This window comes from Methylomonas sp. HYX-M1 (assembly GCF_040741385.1).
In the GTDB taxonomy this organism is placed as follows: Bacteria; Pseudomonadota; Gammaproteobacteria; order Methylococcales; family Methylomonadaceae; genus Methylomonas; species Methylomonas rhizoryzae.
Genome location: NZ_CP160405.1, coordinates 1,067,806 through 1,094,385, shown reverse-complemented (window position 1 = coordinate 1,094,385; position 26,580 = coordinate 1,067,806). Strand labels below are relative to the sequence as shown.

The following is a 26,580-nucleotide window of genomic DNA, read 5'->3' as shown; positions in this document are numbered from 1 at the left end:
ATCGATGTACAGCATTCAACCCAATCAGGATTACCGCGACCAACTTCAAGCCCCAAAGATCACAGGCGACCGGCTGAAAGCGGACGCCACCCGCCATTACGACGAATGTTACCGCGACTACTTGTTTGCCTGGTGTAACCGCGACAATCTGGCATTGCACTACGGTTATTGGGATTGCGCTAGCCCGTATGATCAGCATCAGGCTCTATTGAACAAAAATCAGGTGTTGTACACCAAAGCCGGCCTGCAACCGGATGATAGGGTGCTGGACGCCGGCTGCGGCATAGGCGGCAGCAGTATTTGGATGGCGAAACAGCACGGCAATCGGGTCACCGGCATCACCATCAGTGCCCAACAAGCCAGCCATGCCGGCCGCCACGCCCGCCGCCACGGCGTAGCCGACTTGGTCGATTTCCAAGTCGCCGACTTTTGCGCGACGCCCTTCGCCGACGCCAGCTTCGACGCGGTGTGGGCGTTGGAAAGCTCCTGCCATGCTTTGAACAAAGCGGATTTTCTGCGCGAAGCGTTCCGTGTGTTGAAACCCGGCGGCAAATTGGTGGTTTGCGACGGTTTTCTGCTGCAGCGGCACTTCGACGAGCGTCAATGGCAAGCAGTGAAAACCTGTTTGAACGGCTGGGCGGTACCCAATTTATGCGCCCGGGATGAATTCGAGGCGTTATTGGAAAACCAAGGATATGTCAATGTCGTCTGCCACGACATTACCGCCCAAACCCTGGCCTCGGCGGAGTATATGTATAAGGTAGCCAAGCGTTTGCAACCGGTACAAAAACTCAGCCAATGGCTGGGCTTGCGTACGCCGGCGCAAACCGCCAATTACTTAGTCGGTCTGGCACAACAGGTATTGTTTGCCGAAAAGCTGACCGAATATTTGATTTTTACCGCGGGTAAAGCTTGATTAACCCGCACACTCAAGAACACGGCCGCTTCCAGGCCGGCGTTTGCGATTCGGAAACGCCGGCCTGAAACGTTACCGAATCAATACCGGTAATGATCCGGTTTGTAAGGACCTTCAACGGGAACGCTGATATAGTCGGCCTGTTCAGCAGTCAATTGCGTCAATTTGACCCCGATTTGCGCCAAATGCGCCCTGGCGACTTTTTCGTCCAATTTTTTCGGCAATACGTAGACCTTGTTTTCGTAAGCGGAAGCGTTGTTCCACAATTCGATTTGCGCCAGTACCTGATTGCAGAACGAATTGGACATCACGAAGCTAGGATGGCCGGTAGCACAGCCCAAATTTACCAAACGTCCTTCCGCCAGCACAATAATCCGTTTTCCGTCCGGAAAAATCACGTGGTCGACTTGAGGTTTGATGTTTTCCCAGCGGTAATGCCGCAAGGCAGCGATTTCGATTTCGGAATCGAAATGGCCGATGTTGCAGACGATGGCTTGGTCGCGCATCGCTTTCATGTGGTCGTGAGTGATGACCGAAACGTTACCGGTTGCGGTAACAAAAATATTCGCCAGTGAAGCCGCTTCGTCCATCGTCACTACCCGGTAGCCTTCCATAGCCGCTTGCAGTGCGCAAATCGGATCGATCTCGGTCACCCAAACCGTGGCTCCCAAACCGCGTAACGATTGCGCGCAACCTTTGCCGACGTCGCCGTAACCGCACACCACGGCAATTTTTCCGGCGATCATTACGTCGGTAGCGCGTTTGATGCCGTCGACCAACGATTCCCTGCAGCCGTACAAATTATCGAATTTAGACTTGGTAACCGAGTCGTTGACGTTAAACGCCGGTACTTTCAAGGTCCCTGCTTTGACCATCTCGTACAAACGGTGCACGCCGGTGGTGGTTTCTTCGGATAAACCTTTAACGTCGGCCATCAATTCCGGAAATTTTTGGTGCATCATCACCGTCAAATCGCCGCCGTCGTCCAAAATCATGTTAGGCCGCCAACCGTTAGGTCCGATAATGGTTTGCTCTATGCACCAGTCGAATTCTTCCTCGTTCTCTCCTTTCCAGGCGAAAACCGGAACGCCCGCCGCCGCTATGGCCGCCGCCGCATGGTCCTGAGTGGAAAAAATGTTGCAGGACGACCAACGCACTTGTGCACCCAAGGCCGTCAAGGTTTCGATCAAGACAGCAGTTTGTATGGTCATATGCAGACAACCGGCAATTCTCGCACCTTTCAGCGGCTGGGAATCGCCGTATTCGCTACGTAAGGCCATCAAACCGGGCATTTCGGTTTCGGCGATATTGATCTCCTTTCTACCCCAGTCCGCCAAAGCCATGTCGGCAACTTTGTAATCGGTTTGCATCTTTGAAGTCTCCTGAGTCTGCTTATAAACCTGCTGCGTCCCGTAAAGCCTCGGCTTTGTCGGTTTTTTCCCAGCTAAAGGTCGCTTCGGTACGGCCGAAATGACCATAAGCGGCAGTCGGCTGGTAAATCGGTTTTAATAGCCCCAATTGAGCAATCAGGCCTTTGGGACGCAAATCGAAATGCTCTCTGATGATTTTCACTAAACGCGCTTCGTCCACTCTACCCGTACCGAATGTTTCCACGGTAATCGAGGTCGGTTCCGCCACGCCGATCGCGTAAGACACCTGAATTTCGCAGCGCTCGGCCAAGCCGGCTGCAACGATGTTTTTCGCAACGTAGCGCGCCATATAGGCCGCGGAACGATCCACTTTGGACGGGTCTTTGCCGGAAAACGCACCGCCGCCGTGACGCGCCATACCACCGTAAGTGTCTACGATAATCTTACGCCCGGTCAATCCGCAGTCGCCTACAGGACCACCGATGATGAATTGGCCGGTCGGGTTGATGAAATATTGGGTGTCTTTATGTAGCCAGTCTTTCGGCAAAGTCGGCAGTATGATCTCGTCCATGACCGCTTCTTCCAAGAATTTGCCGCCGACTTCCGGAGAATGTTGCGTGGATAACACGACCGCATCGATGGCGACAGGTTTATCGTTTTCGTATCGGAAGGTAATCTGACTTTTGGCATCCGGACGCAGCCACGGCAAGGTTTTATTTTTCCGTAGAAATGCCTGTCTTTCCACCAAGCGGTGCGCATAGGTGATGGGTGCCGGCATAAACACGTCGGTTTCGTTGGTGGCGTAACCAAACATCAAGCCTTGGTCGCCCGCCCCTTGTTCGTGATTGTCCGACTCGTCTACCCCCATGGCAATATCGGCAGACTGCTTGCCTATCGCATTCAATACCGCACAGCTATTTCCGTCAAAACCGATATCGCCATGATCGTAACCGATGCTGCATACGACTTTCCTAACCAGCTCTTCCATGTCAACCCAGGCACTGGTAGTAATTTCGCCCGCCAACAGTACCATTCCGGTTTTTACTAGAGTCTCGCAAGCGATTCGCGCACGCGGATCCTGGGCCAGCAACGCATCAACGACGGCGTCGGAAATCTGATCCGCTACTTTATCGGGATGACCTTCTGATACGGACTCTGACGTAAAAAGGTAATTTTTATTCACAGCGACACACCTCTTGAAAATAGTGTGGAAAAAGAAAAGGCCGTTGAATACGGCCTTGAATTTATGGTGGGCCCTGTAGGACTTGAACCTACGACCTGCCGATTATGAGTCGGAAGCTCTGACCAACTGAGCTAAGGGCCCTATTTATTCATCGAGAAAACAGCGCAGCTGTTCCGAACGCGACGGGTGGCGCAATTTCCTTAACGCTTTCGCTTCGATCTGGCGTATCCTTTCTCTGGTTACATCGAATTGCTTACCCACTTCTTCCAAAGTATGGTCGGTATTCATGTTGATACCGAAGCGCATGCGCAGGACTTTTGCCTCCCGAGCCGTCAAACCGGCCAGAACGTTTTGTGTCGATTCGCGTAGCCCGGCAATTGTAGCAGATTCCACAGGCGACAGCATCTTGGAATCTTCGATAAAATCGCCCAAATGCGAATCCTCGTCGTCGCCGATAGGGGTTTCCATCGATATCGGCTCTTTGGCGATTTTTAGCACTTTGCGAATTTTGTCTTCCGGCATTTCCATGCGCTCGGCGAGCTCTTCCGGCGTTGCCTCGCGCCCCAACTCCTGCAAGATCTGTCTGGAAACCCGGTTCAACTTGTTGATAGTCTCTATCATATGCACCGGAATCCTAATCGTTCTGGCCTGATCGGCAATCGAACGCGTGATTGCTTGGCGGATCCACCAGGTAGCATAGGTGGAAAACTTATAGCCTCTACGATACTCGAATTTATCGACCGCCTTCATTAAGCCGATATTGCCCTCCTGAATTAAATCCAAGAACTGCAAGCCGCGATTGGTATATTTCTTGGCGATAGAAATCACCAAACGCAAATTGGCTTCTATCATTTCTTTTTTAGCTCTTCTAGCTTTCGCTTCGCCTAAAGAAATGTTGCGGCATAGGCTTTTCAAAATGGAAATACTCAGGCCGTATTGGCCTTCTATATCCGCCAAGCGCTGCTGAGCTTGCAGCACACGACTTCTATTATCTTCCAACAACGCCGCACAACCGGAGTTGGCCGCAATAAACCGGTCCAGCCAATCTAAATTCGCCTCGTTCTCGGCAAACGAATTAATGAAGTCGCGCCGCGTGATTTTAGATTTCTTGACGCACGCATCCATGACTTGTTTTTCGTGTTCGCGAATCGTAGCTATCAATTCTTCGGCAATAGACGTCATTTTTTTCAAATACTGCGGCGTCCATTTAAAAATAGAAAACACCTCGTCCACCGCTTCGTAGGCTTTTTCCGCCTTGTCATGGCCGTAGCCATGTTTTTTAACAGCGGTGTTTGCAGCCTTGAGCGCTTTTTTCAGCAGCTCAACTTTTTGCTTGACTTCTTCGTAGTCGACGGCCTTGACTTCCTCTTCGTCGGCATCCTCCGCAGGCGCCTCCAGATCTACATCCTCAACCTCGATTTCTTCGACTTCGCTATAGTCGACAAAACCTTGCAGCAAATCGCCCAATCGAATTCCTGCTTCCTCGTCCTCTATGGAATCGAAGGTTTCGATGAAGGATTCCACGATAAAGCCTGAACGAGCGACTGCGCTCACCACTTGACGCTGGCCTTCCTCGATACGTTTAGCAATTTTCAGTTCCTGCTCGCGCGTCAAAAGCTCTACCGAACCCATTTCACGCATATACAAACGCACGGGGTCGGTAGTACGGCCAAATTCGCTATCGACCGAAGCCAGAGCGGCAACTTCGGCAACTTCTTCGTCATCGTCGACAGCTACAACGGCATCCGAACTAATCAAAGAATCATCGTCGTCAGGTGCAACTTCGTATACCTGAATGCCCATGTCATTGATCATGCCGATAATATCGTCTATCTGCTCCGGATCAATGATGTCGCTTGGCAAATGGTCGTTTACTTCCGCGTAAGTCAAATAGCCTTGCGCTTTACCTTTTGCTATCAGTTGTTTGAGTTGAGACTGCTGTTGTTCTTGATTCATTCTTTGCTCACAATAGGTTATCAGCACCAATCGCCACAGAACACGAGATTATAGCAATGTTAGTGACGAACTTCTAGACGCGGTCTTTTAACAATGCCCTCAGCAATTGTTTTTCTTCATCGCCCAATCCGCTTCTTACCTCTTTATCCAATAACTCGTCGAGCTTTTGCCGCTTAACTTGTCTGACTAGCTGCGTTAACGCTCCGGTAATCTCGGCTTCCTCGCCGCCTTCCGGAACGCCCAAGTCCATGGCGGCTAAACTATTGACGATCTTTTCATGCGGACCACCACGATAAGACTCCAATAAAATGGCGCCACTTTCCGGCTTTTCAAGCCGGATCTTCGCCAAAATTTCCGCCAAAAATTCCATCCCGGGAAATTCCAAACCCTCCAGCCGCTTTAGCCTAATTTCCATTCCGCCCGCCAATTGCGGGTATTGCATTAACAATGCCAACACTTTTCGCAGCAAACTCGGCCTGCGTCCCACTCGACCGCCCTGCCCAACCGCATTTTTCGAGCTAAGTGTAGCTCGATTTTCCTTACTATCGCCCCCGACAAGACCGGTTTCATGCCGCAAGCGTTTCCACATCATTTCGCGAAAAAAACCCTGCGGAAGTTTCTCCAGCAAAGGCTTGGCTGCCGCCATCAACGCGGCCCGACCCTCAAGCGTCGACAGGCCGGAGCCGGCAGCCAAATGCTCGAAAAAATAGTCTGACAAAGCGGTTGCACCATGCAGATACTTATCGAACTCCGGCACCCCGTATTCGCGCACTAACGTATCCGGATCCTGCCCTTGCGGCAGCATGATGATTTTTATTTGCCGACCATCGCGTAAACTTGGCAACGCGGCCTCCACCGCTCTCCATGCCGCCTGCTTGCCGGCATTATCTCCGTCGAAACAAAACACCAATTCCGCGGCGAAACGGAACAACAACTCGACTTGAGTTATCGACGTAGCCGTACCCAACATGGCCACCGCATTACCGATGCCGAATTGGCTCAGCGCGATCACGTCCATATAGCCTTCCACCACCACAATGCGTTCCGGCCGCTTTTTACGCTGCAACAATTCGTATAAGCCGTAAACTTCGCTGCCTTTCGAATAAACCGGCGTTTCCGGCGAATTCAGATATTTAGGCAAAGAGTCATCCAGAACACGCCCACCGAAACCTATCACTCGACCGCGCTTGTCGCGAATGGGGAACATGAGACGACCACGAAACCGGTCGTAAACCTTGCCGTCGTCCTTAACCACCAACATCCCCGCCGCCACTAAGTCTTCGCGCGGGAAACGACGCAGCAACTCCTCCCAAGCCTGCGGCGCAAAACCCAGCAGATATTCGCGGGCTATGTGTTTTCCAATCCCACGCTTCGCTAGATACTGATCGACACTCCGACCGACCGGCGAGTTCAATTGGTCCGCATAAAACGCCGCCACGCCCTCTAACACCGAATATAAGCGCACCAACCGGTCTTTATGCTCAACGTCGAGCTCGGCATTACGATTATCAGGAACCTCGACGCCAGCCAAAGCAGCTAAGTCTTCTACCGCTTCAACAAAGCCCAAATGGCTATACTCCATCATAAAGCTGATAGCATTCCCGCTGGCACCGCAACCGAAACAGTGATACATCTGCCGGTTGCGACTCACTGAAAAACTAGGTGTTTTTTCTGAATGAAACGGACAACGGGCAACGTAGTTGCTTCCGTTTTTTTTCAAAGGAAGGTACGAGTCGATCAGATCGACGATATCGACTCGCAATAGCAGATCGTCTATGAATTGACGCGGTATCCTGCCGGACATACTACCGACAAAAATATCGCCGAGGCTAGCCGGCGAATTTTGCTTTTATCGTTGCACTGACGGCTGCCATATCGGCCCGACCCTGCATCTGCGGCTTTAATATCGCCATGACCGCACCCATGTCTTTGATGGAGCTAGCGCCCGACTCTTGAATCGCCTTATCGATCATTTGCTCGATTTCGGCCTCGGTCAAAGCCTTAGGCAAAAAATCCTGAATAACCGCAATTTCAGCCTCTTCGACTTCCGCCAAATCGACTCGATTGGCATCTCGGTATTGCTTGATCGATTCGCGCCGCTGCTTCAGCATTTTATCGAGCACAACCACTACCCTGTCGTCTCCCAACTCTATGCGCTCGTCGACTTCGACTTGCTTGATGGCTGCCAAGATCATGCGAATTACGCCCAATCTGGCTTTATCGCCACTCTTCATCGAAACCTTCATATCCTCCTTGATACGCTCTTTTAATTCGCTCATGACCGATTAGGTTTGCGGTCTGCCGCGGCGCAAATTTTTCAACGCATAACGTTCGCGCGCCAATTTCTTCAAATGACGCTTAACAGCCGCAGCACCTTTACGTTTACGCTCAGCGGTGGGCTTTTCGTAAAATTCGCGACGACGAACTTCGGCCAAAACACCGGCTTTTTCGCATGCGCGTTTGAAACGGCGAATCGCGATATCGAAATGTTCGTTCTCTTTAACTTTTACTGATGGCATTAGCAATTATCCAGTTGTGTTAGTATCTTGAAAAAACGTTAGGCGAAAACACACCCCGTGAAACCGCCGGATTATACCGACAAATCGGCTTTATTCAAAAAATTAATGTACGTTTTAGGCATAGAAACTTCCTGCGACGAAACTGCGGTCGCCGTCTATCATGCGCAACGCGGTTTAATCGCCCACGCCTTGCATAGCCAAGTGAGCACGCACAACGAATACGGCGGCGTGGTACCGGAGTTGGCATCGCGCGATCATGTACGCAAATTGGTTCCGTTAATTAAAACGGTACTTGCCGACGGCGGCTTAGCCGCGTCCGACTTGGCCGGCATCGCCTACACGGCGGGCCCTGGATTGATGGGAGCCTTGCTAGTCGGCGCCGCCACCGCCCGCAGTCTGGCCTGGGCTTGGCAACTTCCGGCGATTGCCGTCCATCACATGGAAGGACATTTGTTAGCACCGATGTTGGAATCTAACGCCCCCGAGTTTCCATTCGTCGCCTTATTGATTTCCGGCGGCCACACTCAGTTGATAGAAGTCAGCGCCATCGGCCGGTATCGCTTGCTCGGCGAATCCCTGGACGATGCAGCCGGCGAAGCCTTCGACAAAACCGCCAAACTGCTTGGCCTAAACTACCCAGGCGGACCTGAGTTGGCCAAGCTGGCGCAAACCGGCAAACCGCGCTATCAGTTCCCGCGACCCATGACCGACCGCCCGGGTTTGGACTTTAGTTTCAGCGGCTTAAAAACCTTCACGCTGAATACCTTCCAGACCAGTAGCGGCTCGGAACGAGACAAAGCCGACATTGCTTATGCATTTCAACAGAGCATCGCGGAAACTTTGGCGATCAAATGCCGCCGCGCCTTGCAGCAGACCGGCTTGAAGCGTCTGGTAGTAGCCGGCGGCGTCAGCGCCAATCTGGAAATTCGCAGACAATTACAGCAAACGGCGAGCCGGGAAAGAGCATCTATCCATTTCCCACGCCCGGAATTTTGTACCGATAACGGCGCGATGATCGCCTACGCCGGTTGTCAGCGCCTGCTGGCCGGCCAAACGCAGCCTTTGGAAATTTTCGCCCGCCCGCGCTGGCCGATGGACGAATTACCCAAACTTTGATTAGGACTCGCTTCCCGCCAGCAAACGCTGGATATTGCTTTTGTGGCGCCACAACAGGATCAAGGAAATCGCGCCAAACGTAAGCGTTAACGACAGGTCTCCGACAATCAACCAAACATAAAGTGGGGTCAACAGCGCCGCGACCAAGGCGGACAAGGAAGAAATCTTGCCGATTTTATATACCGATAGCCAAGTAGCCAACACCGCCAGCCCCAACATCCAGTCGACACCCAAGGTCACGCCGAACGAAGTCGCCACGCCTTTACCGCCCTTAAACCCGAAGAATATCGGATACAAATGCCCCATAAACGCAGCGAACACCACGAGCGACAATACCAAACTATCGGCCCCCAGGACTTTAGCTAACAGCACCGGAATCAACCCTTTTAACGCATCGCCCGCCAAGGTTATGGCCGCCGCCTTTTTACCGCCGATCCGCATCACATTAGTAGCCCCCGGATTGCCCGAACCGTTTTCCCTGGGGTCCGCCAAGCCCATCGTCCGGCACACGATAATCGCGCTGGATACCGATCCCGTTAGGTAAGCCAAAGGCACGAGCAGCCATTCAATCATTCCATCAACCTCTCACGTCAACACTTGTACAAGCGAGTCAGATACTCGATACTGAAACATCAAAAAAATATGATAACTGGAAATTGACGATGGATATTATCTTTTTAGGCGGCCTGGAAATTGAGACCGTAATAGGCATTTACGACTGGGAGCGCAAAATCAAGCAAAAAATCGTACTGGATATCGAAATGGCTTTCGACATTCGGCAAGCCGCTAAAACCGATAACATTATCCATACGCTAGACTATAAAGCTGTGACCGACCGAGTCGTCAACTTTGTGGAAGCCAGCGAATACTTCTTGGTAGAAACGCTGATCGAGGAAATCGCTCGGCTGTTGTTAAGCGAATTTCCAATCCCTTGGGTGAAAATCGTATTGAACAAAAAGGGCGCGATCAGCCGAGCCCGAGACGTCGGCATCATCATAGAACGCGGACAAAAATAACATGCCTCAAGGATATATCAGCGTCGGCAGCAATATTGACAAGGAAATTCACGTTCCATCCAGCTTGCGGGCATTGCAATCCCTATTTGGCCGGCTAACCCTGTCCAGCGTTTACGAAAGCGAGCCGGTCGGTTTCATAGGGGATAGTTTTTTTAATCTGATCGTCGGTTTCCAATCCGAGTTGACGGCCAAAGAGGTTGCCAAACTGCTGAAGCAAATCGAGCTGGAACACGGCCGCAGCCAAGAATCTCAAAAATTTTCCGCCCGAACCTTGGACTTGGATTTGATCTTGTACGGCGATCAAGTGATACGCGACGGCCGCCTGCAAATTCCCCGCGACGAGATCGAACGTTATGCCTTCGTTCTGGAGCCATTGGCGGAAGTCGCTCCCGAAGGCATACATCCGACTAACGGCAAATCTTACCTGGAACTTTGGCAAGCGTTCGACAAGTCGCAGGTCAACCAGCATAAAATCGACTTTGACCCGATACTAGGAAAACAATAAGCGGCCACCGTCGACCGTCAGTACCTGCCCCGTCATGTAATCGGCATCGTCGGCCAAAAAAACCACCGCCTTGGCGACATCCTCGACCGCACCTAAACGCTGCAAAGCTATCCTCTGCAATATCTCGGCTTGCTCGGCACCCGTTCCGCCTTGGTTTTGTTGCTCCGGCCATAAAATCGCTCCCGGCGCGACCGCGTTGACCCGCACGGCGGGCGCCAACTCCTTCGCCAGGCTCTTGGTCATCGCCACCAAACCCGCTTTGGCAACGCTGTACACCGAAAATCCGGGCAAACCCCGTTCGGCATGAATGTCGACGATGTTCACGACGGCGCCACGACTTTGCGATAAAGCCGGCGCCAACGCCTGAGTCAGAAAAAACGGCGCCTTTAGATTACTCGCAAATAAATCGTCCCATACCGATTCGCTGACACTGCCAAACGGGGACGCATAAAACGCCGAAGCGTTATTTACTAACAGATCCAGCCTGCCCCAAGCCGCAACGACCGCTTGTGCCAAGCTCTCGATCCTATCAACATCGGACAAATCCGCTGCAAAAATTTTTACCGTATCGGCTCGGCCGGCGTTTAACTCGTCCGCCAAACGCCGTGCCTGATCCTGCGAACTACGGTAATGCAACACGACGTAATAGCCGCGCTGGTGCAGATATCGCACACACCCAGCCCCTATCCGCTTAGCGGCACCGGTGACCAACGCGACCTTACGCATCGTTTTCCGACTCAACTTGCGGTAGTAATACCGGCAATTAACTTTTTACGAATGAAATAACAAACACCAAGCGCGAATGCCACCGGAGTTTGAGTTAATAAAAACTCCACAACCGAATGTTTAGGCACAATATCGGCAAGCGGCACCACAAATAACATTTTCGCCAACCACCAGGTCAACCAATAACCTATCAAACCGATAATAGCCCAGTTGACCAAAGGCGCCTTATGTTCTTTAGCCGCCAAATAAAACCAAACCAACGTCAATATCCCACATAACTTCGCCAAAAACAACATACTCCCTCCCGCTTATAAATAATAATGATTATTAGAATGCCGTTAATAATAAGCACTAATATACGCATCCAACCTGCCGTATATTCGCCGCCGGTCATACCCGACGCCTGCCGGCAAGAATGTAACACATGCATAGGGAAACTTACAGGGCGATAAAAGTCTGCAGCCCATTACGGCAAATGGCTAAGTGTAGGGTTGGAGTTTAAGACAAAAGCAAGAAGCTAGGCGGCCATGGCGGCAAGCTACAGCACAGCCCGGGGAGAAAAAATCTTTATTTGCGTTGCAACGCCGGCCACAATAGCGCACAAGCCAGCAAAACCAGCGAGACGACATACTCGGGTTGCAACAATTGCGCGACCGACTCGATCTGCTCCAATTTGCTGCCGCCGTTCGCGTAAATCAAGGAGCTGGGAATAACGCCTAATACGGTGGCAAACAAATAGTGCTTGAACGATACCCGAGAAATTCCGGCAATTACATTGATAATGAAATAAGGTACTACCATTACTAAGCGTAGACTTAAGAAATAATAAAAGCCGTTGACCTCTATTTCTTGCTCGACTTTTTGCAACCTTTGATAATACGCCGCCTCGAATAAGTCTTTCAGCGCGTAGCGGCTTAAGTAAAAGCCTAGCAAGCAGGCGATAAGCGTCGCCGATATATTATAAACGGCTCCATAATAAAACCCAAAAAAATAGCCGCCCATCACCTTAATAACCGCCGCCATCGGTAGCGGTGAATTAATAAAAACGCTGCAAGCGATAAAAAACACAGCCACCGATAAAATATAATGGTGTGCTATGATGTTTTTGATCCATTGCTTATTACTTTTAATCCCATCCAGAGTTAAATAATCGGCAAACCAAACAGAGACTAATAAAAACATTGCGAACAATACCAGCCAATAGTATTTTTTAATTGCTTTCACGGCGCGGATCTTAATTAATGACTAACGACAGCCCGCCGACTCGTTTCGAGCGGGTTAATCGCTTGTAAATAGCAGCGTAATGTGAAGATTTCGCGACACGCGTCGACTGCCGCAGTGCGACTACGAATAAAACGGGCACCGTGGTCCGGCCGAATAGCCGGGCCACGGCAGTTTCGCAAGGAATTTACTTCAAGAAACTTTGCTCCAGGCTATGGCATCAATCGCAGCCGATATAATCGCCGGCTTTGACGTAAACCGGCCGGCCTTTACCGTTGCTAAACGTGCGGTCGACCGGAGTTTTCGACAAGCGCGTACCTTTGTGGTCGGCCCCATGGCAAGCGGCGCACTGGTCTTCGCCGTTCGCTCCGGGCTTTTTAGCCCACACGTTATGCCAGCCGCCCTGTCTGGTTTGATCGCTGCTGTTGGTAGGCCCGCTATCGCGCTGTTTCCACCAGGATGCATCGTTGACCGGGTGCATATTGTGCGGACCGGCCAGAATGCCTGTTCCGTAGCGCACGCCGTCCACAGTGCCGTCATTGAAAGCGCCTTCGGTATGACAAACGTTACCTTCCAACAGCGTGCCGGCATGCCCCTGCAACTGCAACGCGGTAACGTTATCGTTGGCGTAGGGATTCGGATTAGGCCAAATCGTATGGGTAGCGCCGTGACAGGCCTCGCACGGCACCGCGCCATGCCGGTCGATACTGTCTTTAAACAAACCGCGCACGCAGACATGCTGACCTTCGTCGCTCCGTGTATCCGAATAGGTACCGGGCGGGCAGCTTTGCCCGTCCTGCACCAGCAAGGTGTAACTGGAATCGTGCTTTTTCGGTAATAGATTTTCCGCGAATCGCTCGTTAGTCACTTCCTGCAACCTGAAAATACCGGTCGTCATATCGTAAGAACGCCGTCTGACCGGTTCGTCGCCCGTGCCGGTATGACAATTCGCGCAGGATAATTCTTCGGCCCACGGAATGCGCACAAAGCTTACCGTCCAGACGTTCACGGAAGTTTTCACCTTGTCCAGCAACTGCACCTCGCTCAAGGTTTCGCTCTGATCGCCGTTGGTCAAAACATACGTGCCGTCGCCGTTATCGACACCGGTACCGCCGGCAAATATCAAAGCCATGTCCAAAGTCGATACAACATTGCCGTTGCGCCGGTACAAACCGGCGTCGCCTTTGATCAGCAAGTAGTAACTACCATTTGCGTCGGGACCGTAACTGCTCTGCCAGCTCATATTAGGCTTGCGCCAGTTTGTCCTTGTCGATAGGTGCGTTGTAATCCGGCGGATCCCTGGAATCGATATGACTGTCCCCTTTCCCCCGGCTGACCATGGCTCCGCCGCCCGCCAACACCGCCAAGTCGCCGTGGCAGTCTATGCAATTCACGCCGGCGGCGGTCATCACGTCGCGCTGGTATTTATCCTGCCGACCGGCGTGACAATAAAAACAACTGCCGTCCGGGGTACCGTTGTCTTTAGCACTCAACAGAAAAGCCGTTTTGGAATTATCTTCCGCCAAATCGGCCAATTTCAGTTCCCGATTCAAGCTGTCGCGCTGTATGCTGCCGGTGTAATCCGCGTTCAACATCCCGAGCAAACGCCCGTGTATGTTGTGGTTGCTGTCGGAATATTCGGGGCAGGCATTGTCGGCATCGTTATTCGGCGACATGTTATAGCGGCGCGGATCGGCGCGCGGTACCGACTTGTGACAATAATCGGTGCAATTGCCGGGCTGCACCCGGATTTCGCCGGCTTTGCCCTATGGCTGTTCGGATTCGAACTCCAAAGGCCCCAACCAGCCGGAATCTTCGATGAAGTTGTAGTAAAAATCGTGCAAGCGGGCGATATTGAGCATCGCCGCCTGCTCGATCACGTCCCTGTCGCCGTTACGCTCGGCATCCATTTCTCGCGGCCTTGATAGGCCCTCTCGGGCCGGGCGGCCGACTGTGTAAACTTGAGCTATTGGACTGCGCTTGGTCAAATCAGTAAACTTGAGCTATTGGACTGCGCTTGGTCAAATCAAAAACAGCTCCCTTTCGGAAATCAATGTTTTTAGTTTTTGCGCACCAATTTCGATCTTTTTTTCGCTGATTGCACCATTAAAAAACAAAATACTGGATTTTGTTATCGGCATTATTTCATATCTTATTGATTATAATATAAATAATATTTAGGCATATCATTTGCTAATATTTTAAGAAACACGTGAGGCGCGATCACACAAGCGCCTTATCAAAATGGTGACTAGGGTTCCGGCTCGTTTTCGAGCGTCAGCGACCGAGAGTTGCCGGCTTCTTTCGGGGAGCTACACGGCGGGATAAAAGCCCGGGAGGTCAGACGGTTTAGCAAACCGATCCGCCTCTACGTGTAGCTTTTTCAACCCGACCGGAGCTGCTCATGACCTCAATTTCCTCCCGCAATTTCTCCCGATTCCCGGCATTGGTGCTTGCCGCGGCGTTGTTTTGTCTGTCGATCCCGGCGCGCGCCGAAATCAAGGTCGGCGTCAGCGATTGGCCCGGCTGGGTGGCATGGTACGTCGCCGAGAAAAACGGCTATTTCAAAAAATACGGGGCCAAGGTCAAATTAGTGTGGTTTGCCAATTACACCGACTCGATCTCGGCCTTGTCGGCCGGCCAGTTGGACGCCAATTGCCAAACCTGGTCCGACACCATGGCGCCGCTGAGCAAGAACGTGCCGGTCAAAGCGATTCTGGTCAATGACAATTCCGACGGCAACGACGCCTTGATGGTCAATCCCGCCATCAAAAGCTTTGCCGACCTGAAAGGCAAAACCATCGCCCTCGAGCATTATTCGATTTCCCATTTCGTGCTCGCCACCGCGCTGAGCAAAAACGGCTTGAGTTTCGACGATATCAAAACCGTGAATCTGTCGGCCGGCGACGCCGCAGCGGCATTCCTGAGCGGCCGGGTCGATGCGACGGTGGTATGGAATCCCTGGGTCAATAATATCCAGACCAGCGGCAAGGGCGCGGCGCTGTTCACATCCAAAGATATGCCCGGCCTGATCCCCGATTTGCTGGTCGCTCGAGTCAAAGCCATCGAAACTCACCGCGCCGAATTGGTCGGCATGATCAAAGCCTGGCAGGACACGCAACAGTTTATACGCGAACAACCCGACCAGGCCGTTGCCATCATGGCCAAGGTGGTCGGCATGAAACCGGACGCCTACAAAGTGTTTCTGCCGGGCACCCGTTTCTTTACCCTCGAAGACAATCTCAAAGCCATGGCCGCCGCCAGCGAACCAGCCTCGCTGGCCGCGGTCGGTCCTACCATCGCCGGCTTTCTAAAAGACAATCGCCTGATCGAATCCGTGCCCGATTTAGCCGCCGGCTTTGACGCCTCGTTGGTGACCGAAGCGCTCGCCGCTCATTAGCTCAAGGTGGCGACTATGACTGACAATTCGAATCCGCGCCGACCGCTGTGGGCGATACGTGCCAGCTTGGATCGGCGCATTCATTGGCTGATCGCCTGCAGCGGTTTGCTGCTGGCGCTGCTGGCTTGGTGGCTGGCCTCGACCGGCGGCGCGATAGACCCGGTGTTTTTGCCGACCCCGCCGCTGGTGCTGAACAGCGCCTGGGAATGGCTGCACGACGGCGATTTGCTCGGTGACGTGACGATCAGCGTTTACCGGGTGGTGGCCGGATTTTTATTGTCGGCAGTGTTGGCATTGCCCTTAGGCGTCCTGGTCGGCACTTATGCGCCGGTCAAAGCTTTATTCGAGCCGTTGACCGATTTCATCCGCTATATGCCGGCGGCAGCCTTCATTCCGTTGGTGATGCTGTGGGTGGGCATAGACGAAGGCGCCAAAATCGCGATTATTTTCATCGGTACCTTCTTCCAGATGCTGCTGATGATCGCCGAGGACGTGCGCCGGGTGCCGATGGAGCAAATCGAGGCGGCGCAAACCATGGGCGCCGACCGCGACGAAATCGTCATGCGGGTGATCATCCCGTCGGCCAAGCCGGCCATACTCGATACCCTGCGGGTGACGATGGGCTGGGCCTGGACTTACCTGGTGGTGGCCGAGTTGGTTGCGGCTAATTCCGGGCTGGGTTTTGCGGTCTTGAAGGCGCAACGTTTTCTGCAAACCGACAAAATCTTCGCCGGCATCATTCTGATCGGCCTGTTCGGGTTGGCGACCGACCAATGCTTCCGCTGGGCGCATCGCCGCAGCTTCCCCTGGCTGTACCGGAGATAGCGCCGATGACCACACCCATCATCCAAATCCGCCAATTGCAAAAACGCTTTGCCGCCAACGGCGCGGACATCGTCGCGCTGCAAAATGCCGATCTCGACATTGCGCCCGGCGAGTTCGTCACTCTGGTCGGCGCCTCCGGCTGCGGCAAGTCGACCTTGCTGCGCATCGTCGCCGGCCTGGAACCGGCCAGCGGCGGCAGCGTTAGCGTCGACGGCGCGGCAATTACCGGCCCCGGTATCGACCGGGCCATGGTGTTCCAGCATTACAGCCTGTATCCGTGGCTGACTGTGACAGAGAACATCAGGTTTTGCCGGCAACTGAAGGTGCACCGCGACGTGTCGACGCTGAGCGATGTCGAATCCGCCGAAGGCCGGGCCGACGCCTTGATCCGCTTGATGGGCCTAAGCCACGTGGCCGGCGCCTACCCCAATCAGCTGTCCGGCGGTATGCAGCAGCGGGTGGCCATCGCCAGGGCCTTGATGGCACGGCCGCGCATCCTGTTGATGGACGAACCGTTCGGCGCACTGGACGCCCAGACCCGCGAGGTAATGCACGATCTGATCCTGCACGTTTCCATCCTGGAAAAAACCACGGTGCTGTTCGTCACCCACGACGTGGAAGAAGCGATTTATCTGGCGCACCGGGTGGTGTTGATGGCCCCCCGGCCGGGACGCATCGCCGCGGTGCATACGGTACCGTTGCCGGATCACCGCGACCAGGACATGAAACAGAACCCGGACTTCATTGCCTTAAAAAAACAAATTCTGGCCGGCATCCGCGAGACCTCCGGCATGCAGACCGATTTCGAACTACTCGAGCGCCTGAGCCAGGCTCCGGCGCTATAACCGATTCAGGAGACAACGATGAGCTTAGCCTCGATCAATACCACCGACCTGCTATGGAGCGAAACCTTGCCGGCCGGCGCCCATACCTCGTTCCGGATGCGGCGCGGCAACCGCCTGCGGCTGACCGACAGCGAAGGCGGCGCCAATCTGGCGGCCTTGTTTATCAACTACGACGAACGCAGCGAACGCTACAACATGGCCGACACCCTAAAGGCCCAGCATACCTTTCATCTGACTGAAGGCTTTGTCTGTTATTCGGACATGGGCCGGGTGTTGTGCTCGATTACCGGCGACACGCTGGGCTGGCACGACACCGTATGCGGGGTGTCCGATGCCGCGCACGTGCTGGCCAAATACGGTACCGCCAGCTATCAAAGCCATCGCAACGCGATGTACCGCAACGGTCGCGACAGCCTGCTGATCGAATTGGAAAAATGGGGCTTGGGCAAACGCGATCTGGTGGCCAACCTCAACTTCTTCAGCAAGGTCGCGGTCGGCGCGGACGGCAATCTGCAGTTTCAGGTGGGCCATTCCGCTCCAGTCAGCCAAGTGGAACTGCGTTTCGAAATGAACACACTGGTAGTGCTTAGCACCTGTCCGCACCCGTTGGATCCCAATCCGCACTACCAGCCCAAACCGGTGTTGCTGGAGGCCTATCGCGGCGCTTTGCCGGATCAAGACGACAAGTGCCGCAATTTCCGCCCGGAAAACGGCCGCGGCTTTACCAATACCGAACGTTATTACCTGTAACACCGATTTTACGAGGAATACCCTATGCCCATCGTCGAAAGCACCCTCGATCCGAGCAGCGCCATATACGATTACACCCTGCCGGCCGGCGAACCGTGGCTGCATACCATCAAACAAGGCCAGACCTTTCGCATCCTGGATCTGGAAGGCAACCAAGCCGTCGACACCTTGTTTTACAGCGCGGCCGACCATGAAGAACGCTACAGCGCCAGCGACACCATCCGCCGGCAAGGCAATCTGTACCTGAGCGCCGGCACCCAGCTGATCTCCGGCGAGGGCAACGTTTTATTGACCATCGTCGCCGACACCTGCGGCCGCCACGACACCCTGGGCGGCGCCTGTGCCGCCGAGAGCAACACGGTGCGCTATGCGCTGGATAAGAAGCACATGCACAGCTGCCGCGACAGTTTTCTATTGGCCATCGGCCATGCCGACTGCGGCCTGGCCAAGCGCGACATCGCCAGCAATATCAATTTTTTCATGAACGTGCCGGTCACGCCCGACGGCCAATTGACCTTTGCCGACGGCATTTCCGCGCCGGGCAAGTATGTGGAAATGCGGGCGGAGATGGACGTGATCGCGCTGATTTCGAATTGTCCGCAGTTGAACAACCCGTGTAACGCCTACAACCCGACGCCGGTGCGGCTGCTGATCTGGGATTGATTTTTCATCCGCACCGGGACGACCCGGCGCCGGTATGTCAAGGCGGGACGGCCCGCCAAACGAGGATTCATGTTTAACAAGGTTTTGATCGCCAATCGCGGCGAAATCGCCTGCCGCATCATGCGGACCTTAAAAGAATTGGGCGTCGCCAGCGTTGCGGTGTATTCCGAAGCCGACGCCCATGCCCGTCACGTCCGGGAAGCCGACGAAGCAGTGTGCGTCGGCGGCGCGGCGGCGGCCGACAGCTATTTGCGCGTCGAGCGGATTCTGGAAGCAGCGCTGGCTACCGGCGCCGAGGCCATTCATCCCGGCTACGGCTTCCTGAGCGAAAACGCCGAATTCGCCGAGCAATGCGCGGCCGCCGGCATCGTGTTCATCGGCCCGACGCCGGAACAATTGCGGCGCTTTGGTTTGAAGCACACCGCCCGCGAGATCGCCAGAACCTGCGGCGTACCCTTGCTGCCGGGCACCGGTTTGCTGGCGGACATCGATCAGGCTTTGCAGGCGGCTACCGACATAGGCTACCCGCTGATGCTAAAAAGTACCGCCGGCGGCGGCGGTATCGGCATGCGTTTGTGCCGCACCGAGGCCGAGCTATGCGAGGCGTTTGCGGTGGTGCAGCGCTTGAGCGCGGCCAACTTCAAGGACAGCGGCTTGTATCTGGAAAAATTCATCGAGCGCGCCCGTCATATCGAGGTACAGATTTTCGGCGACGGCGCCGGGCGGGTGATCCATTTGGGCGAGCGCGATTGTTCGGTACAGCGTCGTAACCAGAAAGTGATAGAAGAAACCCCGGCGCCGGGCCTCAGCGACGCGACCCGCGCGGCACTTTACCGCCATGCCTTGGCGCTGGCCGAGGCGGTGAATTACCGCTCCGCCGGCACGGTCGAATTTGTTTACGACCAGGACAGCGGCGAATTTTATTTTTTGGAAGTCAACACCCGCTTGCAGGTCGAACACGGCGTCACCGAGCAAGTCACCGGCACCGATCTGGTGGCCTGGATGCTGCGGTTGGCGGCCGGCGACCGGGCATTTCTGGATCAATACCGGCATGCGCCACAAGGCTGTTCGATGCAAGTCAGGGTGTACGCCGAAGACCCGAACAAAAATTTCCAGCCTTCATCCGGCTTGCTGACCGATTGCCGGTTTCCCGAGGCGGTCAGGGTCGATCATTGGCTGGAGAACGGCCTGGAGGTCACGCCGCATTACGATCCCTTGCTGGCCAAAGTCATCGTCCATGCGGCAGATCGCGAACAGGCCTTGGCGCAAATGGATGCAGCTTTGGCCGACACCCGCTTGTACGGCATCGAAACCAATCTGGCCTATTTGCGGCGGATCGTCGCCGACGACGTATTTCGTAATGGTGACCAGATCACCGCCTACCTGGCTGGCCTGAGCTACCAGCCTCGCACCCTGGACGTGCTGGAAGCCGGCACCCAAAGCATGATTCAGGATTATCCGGGGCGCTTGGGTTATTGGGACGTCGGCGTGCCACCGTCCGGGCCGATGGATATGCTGGCCTTTCGCTTGGCGAACCGAATTTTGGGTAACCCGGAGGATGCGGCCGGGCTGGAAATGGCCATCAACGGCCCCAGCCTGCGCTTCAATTTTGCCACCCGCATCGTGTTAACCGGCGCAGCGATGCAAGCCGAGTTGAACGGTCAAGCCATACCCTACTGGCAGGCGATTGCAGTTGCGGCCGGCGACGTGTTGAAACTGGGCAATATTGCCGGCCAGGGTTGCCGCAGTTATCTGGCGATACAAGGCGGCTTCGACGTGCCGGAATATCTGGGCAGCCGAGCCACCTTCACGCTCGGCCAGTTCGGCGGCCACGGCGGCCGGGTGCTGCGGGTCGGCGACGTGTTGCCGGTCGCGGCGGAAACAGCCTTTGCCGAGGAAATCGTGCCGAATCGAGGCGCGCTGCCCCGTTACGCCGAGCACTGGCAAATTGGCGTGCTGTACGGCCCACACGGCGCGCCGGACTTTTTTACCGACGCGGACATCGCCGAATTTTTCGCGACCGATTGGGAGGTACATTACAACTCCAATCGCACCGGCATCCGTTTGATCGGCCCGAAACCGCGCTGGGCCCGTAGCGACGGCGGCGAGGCCGGTTTGCATCCGTCCAACATCCACGACAACGCCTACGCCATCGGCGCGGTGGATTTCACCGGCGACATGCCTGTGATTCTCGGCCCGGACGGCCCCAGTCTGGGCGGGTTTGTCTGTCCAGCTACCGTGGTCGCGGCCGAATTGTGGAAGCTGGGCCAATTGAAGCCCGGCAATAGCGTGCGTTTCATCCGCCTGAACCGCGCACAAGCGGCGAAACTGGATGCCCAGGTCGAGCAGGCCTTGGCCGACCCGGCTCATGCCGCGTTACCGGAACTGCCGGCACCACCCGATTTCGCGGAAAGCTGCATCCTGGCCCAGCTTCCAGCCGGCCAAGACCGGGTGGCGGTGACCTATCGCCAGGCCGGCGACCGCAATCTGCTGATCGAGTACGGTCCCTTGGTATTGGATCTTAATCTGCGCTTTCGGGTGCATGCCTTGATGACCTGGCTGCAACACCGCCGCATTGCCGGCATCGTCGATCTGACGCCGGGCATCCGCTCCTTGCAAGTGCACTACGACCGCCGCCTGCCGCTGGACGAACTGCTGCGGATTCTGGCGCAAGCCGAAGCCGAACTGCCGGCCATCGAAGACATGGAAGTGCCGACCCGTATCGTCCACCTGCCGCTGTCCTGGGACGACCCGTCCACGCAACTGGCGATCGAAAAATACATGCAGTCGGTGCGCAAGGATGCGCCGTGGTGCCCGAGCAATATCGAATTCATCCGCCGCATCAACGGTCTGGACAGTATCGACCAAGTCAAGGACATCCTGTTCAACGCCAGTTATCTGGTAATGGGCTTGGGCGACGTCTACCTCGGCGCGCCGGTGGCGACGCCTATCGATCCGCGCCACCGGCTGGTGACCACCAAATACAACCCGGCCCGGACCTGGACCCCGGAGAACGCGGTCGGTATCGGCGGTGCTTATCTGTGCGTGTACGGCATGGAAGGCCCGGGCGGCTACCAGTTTGTCGGTCGCACCGTGCCGATGTGGAACCGCTACCGGCAAACCGCCGATTTTCGCGACGGCAAGCCGTGGCTGCTGCGCTTTTTCGACCAAATCCGCTTCTATCCGGTATCCGCCGAGGAATTGCTGCGTCATCGGCAGGACTTGATCAGCGGCAAGCTCAAACTGGATATCCGCGAGGAAACCTTCAGTTTGCGCCAGTACAACGAGTTTCTGCGCACACACGCCGGCGAGATCGCCGCATGTAAAAGCCGGCAACAGGCGGCCTTCGACGCCGAACGCGAACGCTGGGCGCAAGCCGGCCAGGTTTACGCCGACGATCAGGCCGTCGCGGCGGCGGCCATCGATACCGAGCTGGACTTGCCGGCCGGTGCCCGGGCCGTGGCCAGCCATATCGCCGGCAACGTCTGGCAAGTACTGGTCAAGGCCGGCGATAGGGTCAAGCAAGGCGATGCCTTGGTGGTGGTCGAATCGATGAAAATGGAGTTTCCGGTAACGGCACCAGAGGACGGTACGGTCTGGCAAGTGTTTTGCGCCGAAGGCGGACAAATCAGCGCCGGCCAGGATTTATTGGTGTTGCAGGCCGGGGAGGAGGCATGACAACCTGGAGCGAATTACCGGAAGTCCTGAGCATCGCTGGTCTGAGCCACGCCTACCGCGACGGTATGCTGACGCCGACGGCGCTGGTAAGCATGCTGTGGCAGCGATTGGAATCGGCACCGCAGCGCGGGGTCTGGATCAACCGCGTGCCGCTCGAACGGCTGCAGGCTTACGCCGCGGCATTGGCAGACCAGTCGCCGGACGAGTTGCCCTTGTACGGAATTCCGTTTGCGATCAAGGACAATATCGATCTGGCCGATCTGCCTACGACGGCGGCTTGCCCGGCTTATGCCTACCAGCCAGAGCAATCGGCGTTCGTGGTGCGGCAGTTGATAGCCGCCGGCGCGATTCCAGTCGGCAAAACCAATCTGGACCAATTCGCGACCGGCTTGGTCGGTACCCGCTCGCCCTACGGCGTGTGCCAAAACAGTTTCGATCCGGCTTACATCGCCGGTGGTTCCAGTTCCGGCTCGGCGGTCGCGGTGGCGAGCGGTCTGGCCAGTTTTGCCTTGGGCACCGACACTGCCGGGTCCGGTCGGGTGCCGGCGGCCTTCAATAACTTGGTTGGTGTCAAACCGACGCGGGGCTTGTTAAGCACGTCTGGCGTGGTGCCGGCTTGTCGTAGTTTGGATTGCGTCTCGGTGTTTGCGTTGACGGCCGCCGACGCCGAGCGGGTGCTACAAGTCGCCAATGTGTACGACGCTACGGACGCTTACAACCGCCGAGACCAGCCCTCGCCGGTGCCGCCCGGCTTTGCCGGCCGCTTTCGCTGCGGAGTGCCGAAGCCGGAGCAATTGCAATTTTTCGGCGACGATGCGGCGGAAGCCTTGCTTGCCGAGGCTGTCGCGCAATTGCAGGCCCAAGGCGGCAGCATGGTCGAAGTGGACATTCAGCCCTTGCTGGATGCCGCCGACTTGCTTTACGCCGGGCCGTGGCTGGCCGAGCGTTATCTGGTGGCCGGTGAACTAATGCAGACCAAGCCCGAGGCTTTATTTCCGGTTACCAGGGACATTTTGGCCAAAGCGTCGGACTTGTCGGCCGCGGATGCCTGGCGTGCGTTTTACCGCTTACAGAATTTGATGGTGCAAAGCGATGCAATCTGGCGACAGGTCGATGTGTTGGTCACGCCGACCACCGGCACGATTTACCCGATTGCCGCCGTCGAAGCCAATCCGGTCGAATTGAACAGCCGGCTGGGCTATTACACCAATTTCATGAATCTGCTCGACCTGAGCGCCATCGCACTGCCGGCCGGGTTTCGCGGCAATGGCCTGCCGTTCGGCATCACGCTGTGCGCGCCGGCCTTTGCCGACCGGGCTTTGCTGGCGTTGGCGAAACGCCGAGAACAGTTGGCGCCGCATAAATTGGGTGTCTCCGAAACCTTAAGCTCAGAATTTCCCGCAGCGGACGGCGACGACTTGGCCGGCTTTGTTCGGGTCGCGGTGTGCGGCGCGCATCTGTCCGGCCTGCCGCTGAATCATCTGTTGACCGGTCGCGGCGGCATCTTGCTGCAATGCACGCACACCGCGCCCACGTATCGGCTGTACGCATTGCCGGACGGCAAGCGGCCCGGCATGGTACGCGACGACACCGGCGCGGCCATCGCCGTTGAGGTCTGGGCTTTGCCAATTCACCGATACGGCGAATTCGTCGCCGAAATCCCGGCGCCGCTGGGCATAGGCCGGGTGCAATTGCAGGATGGTACGAGCGTACAGGGCTTTGTCTGCGAGGCGGCCGCCGTGCGCGAGGCACTGGACATCACCGGCTTCGGCGGCTGGCGCGCTTATCTCACTCGCCCGGACTAAGCCGCCGGTTTTAGCCATTTAATTTTCCTCAATCCTAACCATTCAAGCCGGATTTTCCGGCTTGCGGGGGCGTTTGCGCCCGAAAAAAGTTTGCTGACTCATTGACCGACAGGAGAATACTCATGCCAACCCCTGCTTCCCGAACTCGCGACTGGCTGTATGCCGCACCGCTATTGTTGGCGATGTCGCCATTACCGGCCGAGGAACGCGCCGGTTTATTGAACGGCCTGTCGTTTATCAACGACTTGCCCTGGATGAAGGCCGCCAATTTACACGTCCGCAGTTGGGCCGACGCCGGTATCGTTTACAACGCCAACGATCCGGGCGACCGCTACAATGGCCCCGTGGTGTTTGCCGACCGCGCCAACGAGTTCAATCTGCACCAGCTCGGCGGCGAGTTGATCCGCGACGTCGATACCGGCGGCGACCATTGGGACATCGGTGGCATGCTGACCCTGATGTACGGCAGCGACGCCCGTTTTAACACCATCAACCCCTACGGTGGCGGGCATTGGGACAACCGCTTGATCGGCTCCGACGAGCGTTTCTACAAGCTGGCGATCCCCAATGCCTATCTGGATATTTTCATGCCGCTGGGCAACGGCCTGAAGACGCGCATCGGCCGGTTTTATACGATCATGGGCTACGAGACCGGATTGTCGCCGGACAATTTTTTCTACACCCATCCCTATACCTTCCAATACGGCGAGCCGTTTACCCATTTCGGTATGACCACCACTTATCCGCTAAACGACAATTTAAGTATCACCTTGGGCGCAGTCACTGGCGGCCACACTAAATTGAATGGTGTGCTGGACGGCAATGGCGCCTGGGACGGATTCGACAAAAACATGGAGAACTGGAATTTCCTGGGCGGCGCCACCTGGGCCAGCGACGATGCGGCGACCTCCTTCACCGCCACGCTGATCACCGGCGACGTCAACAGCGACAACAATCTGCGCGAATTCCAGCGCCAGACCGGCATCGACAAACGCGATAACCGCACCTTTTACAGCCTGGTCTTTCAGCACAACTTCGCCGAGCGCTGGCACTACGTGCTGCAACACGACCACGGTATCGAGCAGCAGCATCCGTTGAACAATTTCGCCGACGCCGAATGGTACGGTATTCATTCGCAACTGAAATACGACGTGTCCGATACGTTGGGAGTGGGCCTGCGCGGCGAATGGTTTCGCGACGACGACGGCGTTCGGGTCGGTCAAATGTGCCCAAGTTGCGCGGTACTGGCGACCGGAGCGGCCAACTATTATGCCGCGACGCTCGGCGTTAACTGGAAGCCGGAGAAGTGGTTAATGGTTAGACCCGAAGCGCGCTACGATTGGTCGCAAGGTGTCGATGCATACGACGAACGCAACAAGGACAGCCAGTTTATTTTCGGCGCCGATGTGGTGGTTACCTTTTAATCCGGTCGGCTTCATCAGTGCATATGGACATACCGAGTCCTAATGTTTTTTGAACAGATAGCGCGGGGTGTTGGCGAAGTCGGTTTCGATGTAGTAGAGCGCGGCCAGACTGCCGTCGGTTTTTTGGTCGACCACGGCCAGCCCCCTTGTCAGAAGGGTTGTCGCCCAGCCACACGTAGTTGCGGGCGCTGCCGGTTTGTTCGTAGATCAAGCGGCCGGCGGTGTCGTAGACGTAGCGGGTTTGCCCGGCCCCGTTGGTTTTCAACACCCGCCGCCGGCCGCTGCTGATACCGATGTCTATTCCGCCGGATAATCCACGGTCGAATCATTTACATTCCAAGCGCCAAACAAGCCGACACTCAGTTCTCATCGGCTTCGGATTGCGGCCCATTCGGCATTACCAGAAAATTGGCTTTTATTGGTTGCGTTACTATTCGACAAAGGATTCGAGCGGGGCAGGGTAACACGGAAGCCGGTAATTCCAGACGATAGCCTTGGGCGAGCGTAAAGACAATCGCTGCGGTTGGCGCTGGCCCAACCTGCACCGGGATCGGTGCAGACGATACCGGTGCAGGTAATTTTCGATAGCCGCTTAGCCGCTCCGTGAACATGCGGATATTAATCTGCTGCTCAATGCAGCACACCAATTGCGATGGACCACT

Annotated in this window: 25 protein-coding genes, 1 tRNA gene and 1 riboswitch; of the genes, 12 read left to right on the top strand and 14 right to left on the bottom strand. The window is 55.6% G+C overall.

Annotation, left to right across the window (positions count from 1 at the left end):
- Nucleotides 1–4: 4 nt before the first annotated feature.
- Nucleotides 5–916, top strand: a complete 912-nt coding sequence (locus tag AB0A83_RS05125; RefSeq protein ID WP_367155575.1) for a cyclopropane-fatty-acyl-phospholipid synthase family protein — start codon at nt 5–7, stop codon at nt 914–916.
- An 80-nt stretch (nt 917–996) separates the two neighbouring features.
- Here AB0A83_RS05125 and ahcY read toward each other — a convergent pair whose 3' ends face one another.
- The 7 genes from ahcY to rpsU all read right to left on the bottom strand — a co-directional run bounded on the left by ahcY (nt 997) and on the right by rpsU (nt 7,944).
- Entirely contained in the window at nt 997–2,286 is a 1,290-nt protein-coding gene (ahcY, locus tag AB0A83_RS05120; protein ID WP_150047249.1) for an adenosylhomocysteinase, read from the bottom strand.
- A gap of 22 nt (nt 2,287–2,308) precedes the next feature.
- A complete protein-coding gene (gene metK / locus AB0A83_RS05115) occupies nt 2,309–3,469 on the bottom strand; it encodes a methionine adenosyltransferase (RefSeq protein ID WP_150047248.1) in 1,161 nt (386 codons plus the stop codon).
- A gap of 64 nt (nt 3,470–3,533) precedes the next feature.
- Nucleotides 3,534–3,610: transfer RNA gene (locus tag AB0A83_RS05110), tRNA-Ile, on the bottom strand.
- A 3-nt stretch (nt 3,611–3,613) separates the two neighbouring features.
- Nucleotides 3,614–5,425 carry an RNA polymerase sigma factor RpoD gene (rpoD, locus tag AB0A83_RS05105; RefSeq protein ID WP_150047247.1) on the bottom strand — a complete coding sequence of 604 codons (1,812 nt, stop codon included), beginning with the start codon at nt 5,423–5,425 and terminating at the stop codon, nt 3,614–3,616.
- Between the two features lie 73 nt (nt 5,426–5,498).
- The gene (dnaG, locus tag AB0A83_RS05100; protein WP_367155574.1) at nt 5,499–7,229 is read right to left on the bottom strand and encodes a DNA primase; all 1,731 of its coding nucleotides are present in this window, start codon (nt 7,227–7,229) and stop codon (nt 5,499–5,501) included.
- A gap of 25 nt (nt 7,230–7,254) precedes the next feature.
- Nucleotides 7,255–7,704 carry a GatB/YqeY domain-containing protein gene (locus AB0A83_RS05095; RefSeq protein WP_150047245.1) on the bottom strand — a complete coding sequence of 150 codons (450 nt, stop codon included), beginning with the start codon at nt 7,702–7,704 and terminating at the stop codon, nt 7,255–7,257.
- A gap of 6 nt (nt 7,705–7,710) precedes the next feature.
- Complete coding sequence (gene rpsU, locus AB0A83_RS05090; RefSeq protein WP_150047244.1) at nt 7,711–7,944, bottom strand: 30S ribosomal protein S21; 234 nt, start codon at nt 7,942–7,944, stop codon at nt 7,711–7,713.
- Nucleotides 7,945–8,049: 105 nt separating this feature from the next.
- Here rpsU and tsaD point away from each other — a divergent pair, with 105 nt between their 5' ends.
- Nucleotides 8,050–9,060: a tRNA (adenosine(37)-N6)-threonylcarbamoyltransferase complex transferase subunit TsaD gene (gene tsaD / locus AB0A83_RS05085; RefSeq protein ID WP_150047243.1), complete on the top strand. Its 1,011-nt coding sequence runs from the start codon at nt 8,050–8,052 to the stop codon at nt 9,058–9,060.
- On the opposite strand, the gene plsY is transcribed toward tsaD, so the two are convergent.
- The gene (gene plsY / locus AB0A83_RS05080; RefSeq protein WP_150047242.1) at nt 9,061–9,633 is read right to left on the bottom strand and encodes a glycerol-3-phosphate 1-O-acyltransferase PlsY; all 573 of its coding nucleotides are present in this window, start codon (nt 9,631–9,633) and stop codon (nt 9,061–9,063) included.
- Between the two features lie 89 nt (nt 9,634–9,722).
- On the opposite strand from plsY, the gene folB reads away from it, so the two are divergent.
- Together folB and folK are read left to right on the top strand one after the other, a co-directional pair.
- Complete coding sequence (folB, locus tag AB0A83_RS05075; RefSeq protein ID WP_150047241.1) at nt 9,723–10,076, top strand: dihydroneopterin aldolase; 354 nt, start codon at nt 9,723–9,725, stop codon at nt 10,074–10,076.
- Between the two features lies 1 nt (nt 10,077).
- Entirely contained in the window at nt 10,078–10,581 is a 504-nt protein-coding gene (gene folK, locus AB0A83_RS05070; protein ID WP_150047240.1) for a 2-amino-4-hydroxy-6-hydroxymethyldihydropteridine diphosphokinase, read from the top strand.
- On the opposite strand, the gene AB0A83_RS05065 is transcribed toward folK, so the two are convergent.
- The 6 genes from AB0A83_RS05065 to AB0A83_RS05040 all read right to left on the bottom strand — a co-directional run bounded on the left by AB0A83_RS05065 (nt 10,567) and on the right by AB0A83_RS05040 (nt 14,438).
- Complete coding sequence (locus AB0A83_RS05065) at nt 10,567–11,307, bottom strand: pteridine reductase (RefSeq protein WP_150047239.1); 741 nt, start codon at nt 11,305–11,307, stop codon at nt 10,567–10,569. The genes folK and AB0A83_RS05065 overlap by 15 nt on opposite strands.
- Nucleotides 11,308–11,318: 11 nt before the next feature.
- A complete protein-coding gene (locus tag AB0A83_RS05060; protein ID WP_232056786.1) occupies nt 11,319–11,552 on the bottom strand; it encodes a hypothetical protein in 234 nt (77 codons plus the stop codon).
- Nucleotides 11,553–11,874: 322 nt separating this feature from the next.
- The gene (locus AB0A83_RS05055; protein ID WP_232056785.1) at nt 11,875–12,531 is read right to left on the bottom strand and encodes a VTT domain-containing protein; all 657 of its coding nucleotides are present in this window, start codon (nt 12,529–12,531) and stop codon (nt 11,875–11,877) included.
- 217 nt (nt 12,532–12,748) lie between these two features.
- Nucleotides 12,749–13,771, bottom strand: a complete 1,023-nt coding sequence (locus AB0A83_RS05050) for a hypothetical protein (RefSeq protein WP_367155572.1) — start codon at nt 13,769–13,771, stop codon at nt 12,749–12,751.
- Between the two features lies 1 nt (nt 13,772).
- Nucleotides 13,773–14,273 carry a hypothetical protein gene (locus tag AB0A83_RS05045; protein ID WP_367155571.1) on the bottom strand — a complete coding sequence of 167 codons (501 nt, stop codon included), beginning with the start codon at nt 14,271–14,273 and terminating at the stop codon, nt 13,773–13,775.
- Nucleotides 14,274–14,294: 21 nt separating this feature from the next.
- Nucleotides 14,295–14,438 carry a hypothetical protein gene (locus AB0A83_RS05040; protein ID WP_367155570.1) on the bottom strand — a complete coding sequence of 48 codons (144 nt, stop codon included), beginning with the start codon at nt 14,436–14,438 and terminating at the stop codon, nt 14,295–14,297.
- Nucleotides 14,439–14,768: 330 nt separating this feature from the next.
- Nucleotides 14,769–14,869, top strand: a riboswitch (guanidine-I (ykkC/yxkD leader).
- Nucleotides 14,870–14,932: 63 nt separating this feature from the next.
- Here AB0A83_RS05040 and AB0A83_RS05035 point away from each other — a divergent pair.
- The 8 genes from AB0A83_RS05035 (at nt 14,933) to AB0A83_RS05000 (ending at nt 25,918) form a co-directional block, all read left to right on the top strand.
- The gene (locus AB0A83_RS05035) at nt 14,933–15,928 is read left to right on the top strand and encodes an ABC transporter substrate-binding protein (protein ID WP_367155569.1); all 996 of its coding nucleotides are present in this window, start codon (nt 14,933–14,935) and stop codon (nt 15,926–15,928) included.
- A 15-nt stretch (nt 15,929–15,943) separates the two neighbouring features.
- Nucleotides 15,944–16,753 carry an ABC transporter permease gene (locus tag AB0A83_RS05030; protein WP_367155568.1) on the top strand — a complete coding sequence of 270 codons (810 nt, stop codon included), beginning with the start codon at nt 15,944–15,946 and terminating at the stop codon, nt 16,751–16,753.
- A gap of 5 nt (nt 16,754–16,758) precedes the next feature.
- The gene (locus tag AB0A83_RS05025) at nt 16,759–17,598 is read left to right on the top strand and encodes an ABC transporter ATP-binding protein (RefSeq protein WP_367155567.1); all 840 of its coding nucleotides are present in this window, start codon (nt 16,759–16,761) and stop codon (nt 17,596–17,598) included.
- An 18-nt stretch (nt 17,599–17,616) separates the two neighbouring features.
- A complete protein-coding gene (locus tag AB0A83_RS05020; protein ID WP_367155565.1) occupies nt 17,617–18,348 on the top strand; it encodes an urea amidolyase associated protein UAAP1 in 732 nt (243 codons plus the stop codon).
- 24 nt (nt 18,349–18,372) lie between these two features.
- Nucleotides 18,373–19,011, top strand: a complete 639-nt coding sequence (locus AB0A83_RS05015) for an urea amidolyase associated protein UAAP2 (protein WP_150047232.1) — start codon at nt 18,373–18,375, stop codon at nt 19,009–19,011.
- 69 nt (nt 19,012–19,080) lie between these two features.
- Entirely contained in the window at nt 19,081–22,689 is a 3,609-nt protein-coding gene (gene uca, locus AB0A83_RS05010) for an urea carboxylase (protein ID WP_367155564.1), read from the top strand.
- Nucleotides 22,686–24,494, top strand: a complete 1,809-nt coding sequence (gene atzF, locus AB0A83_RS05005; RefSeq protein ID WP_367155563.1) for an allophanate hydrolase — start codon at nt 22,686–22,688, stop codon at nt 24,492–24,494. Before uca ends, atzF begins: the two co-directional genes overlap by 4 nt.
- A gap of 122 nt (nt 24,495–24,616) precedes the next feature.
- Nucleotides 24,617–25,918 (top strand): porin, encoded by a 1,302-nt coding sequence (locus AB0A83_RS05000; protein ID WP_150047229.1) that lies wholly within the window; start codon nt 24,617–24,619, stop codon nt 25,916–25,918.
- The last annotated feature ends 662 nt before the right edge of the window (nt 25,919–26,580 follow it).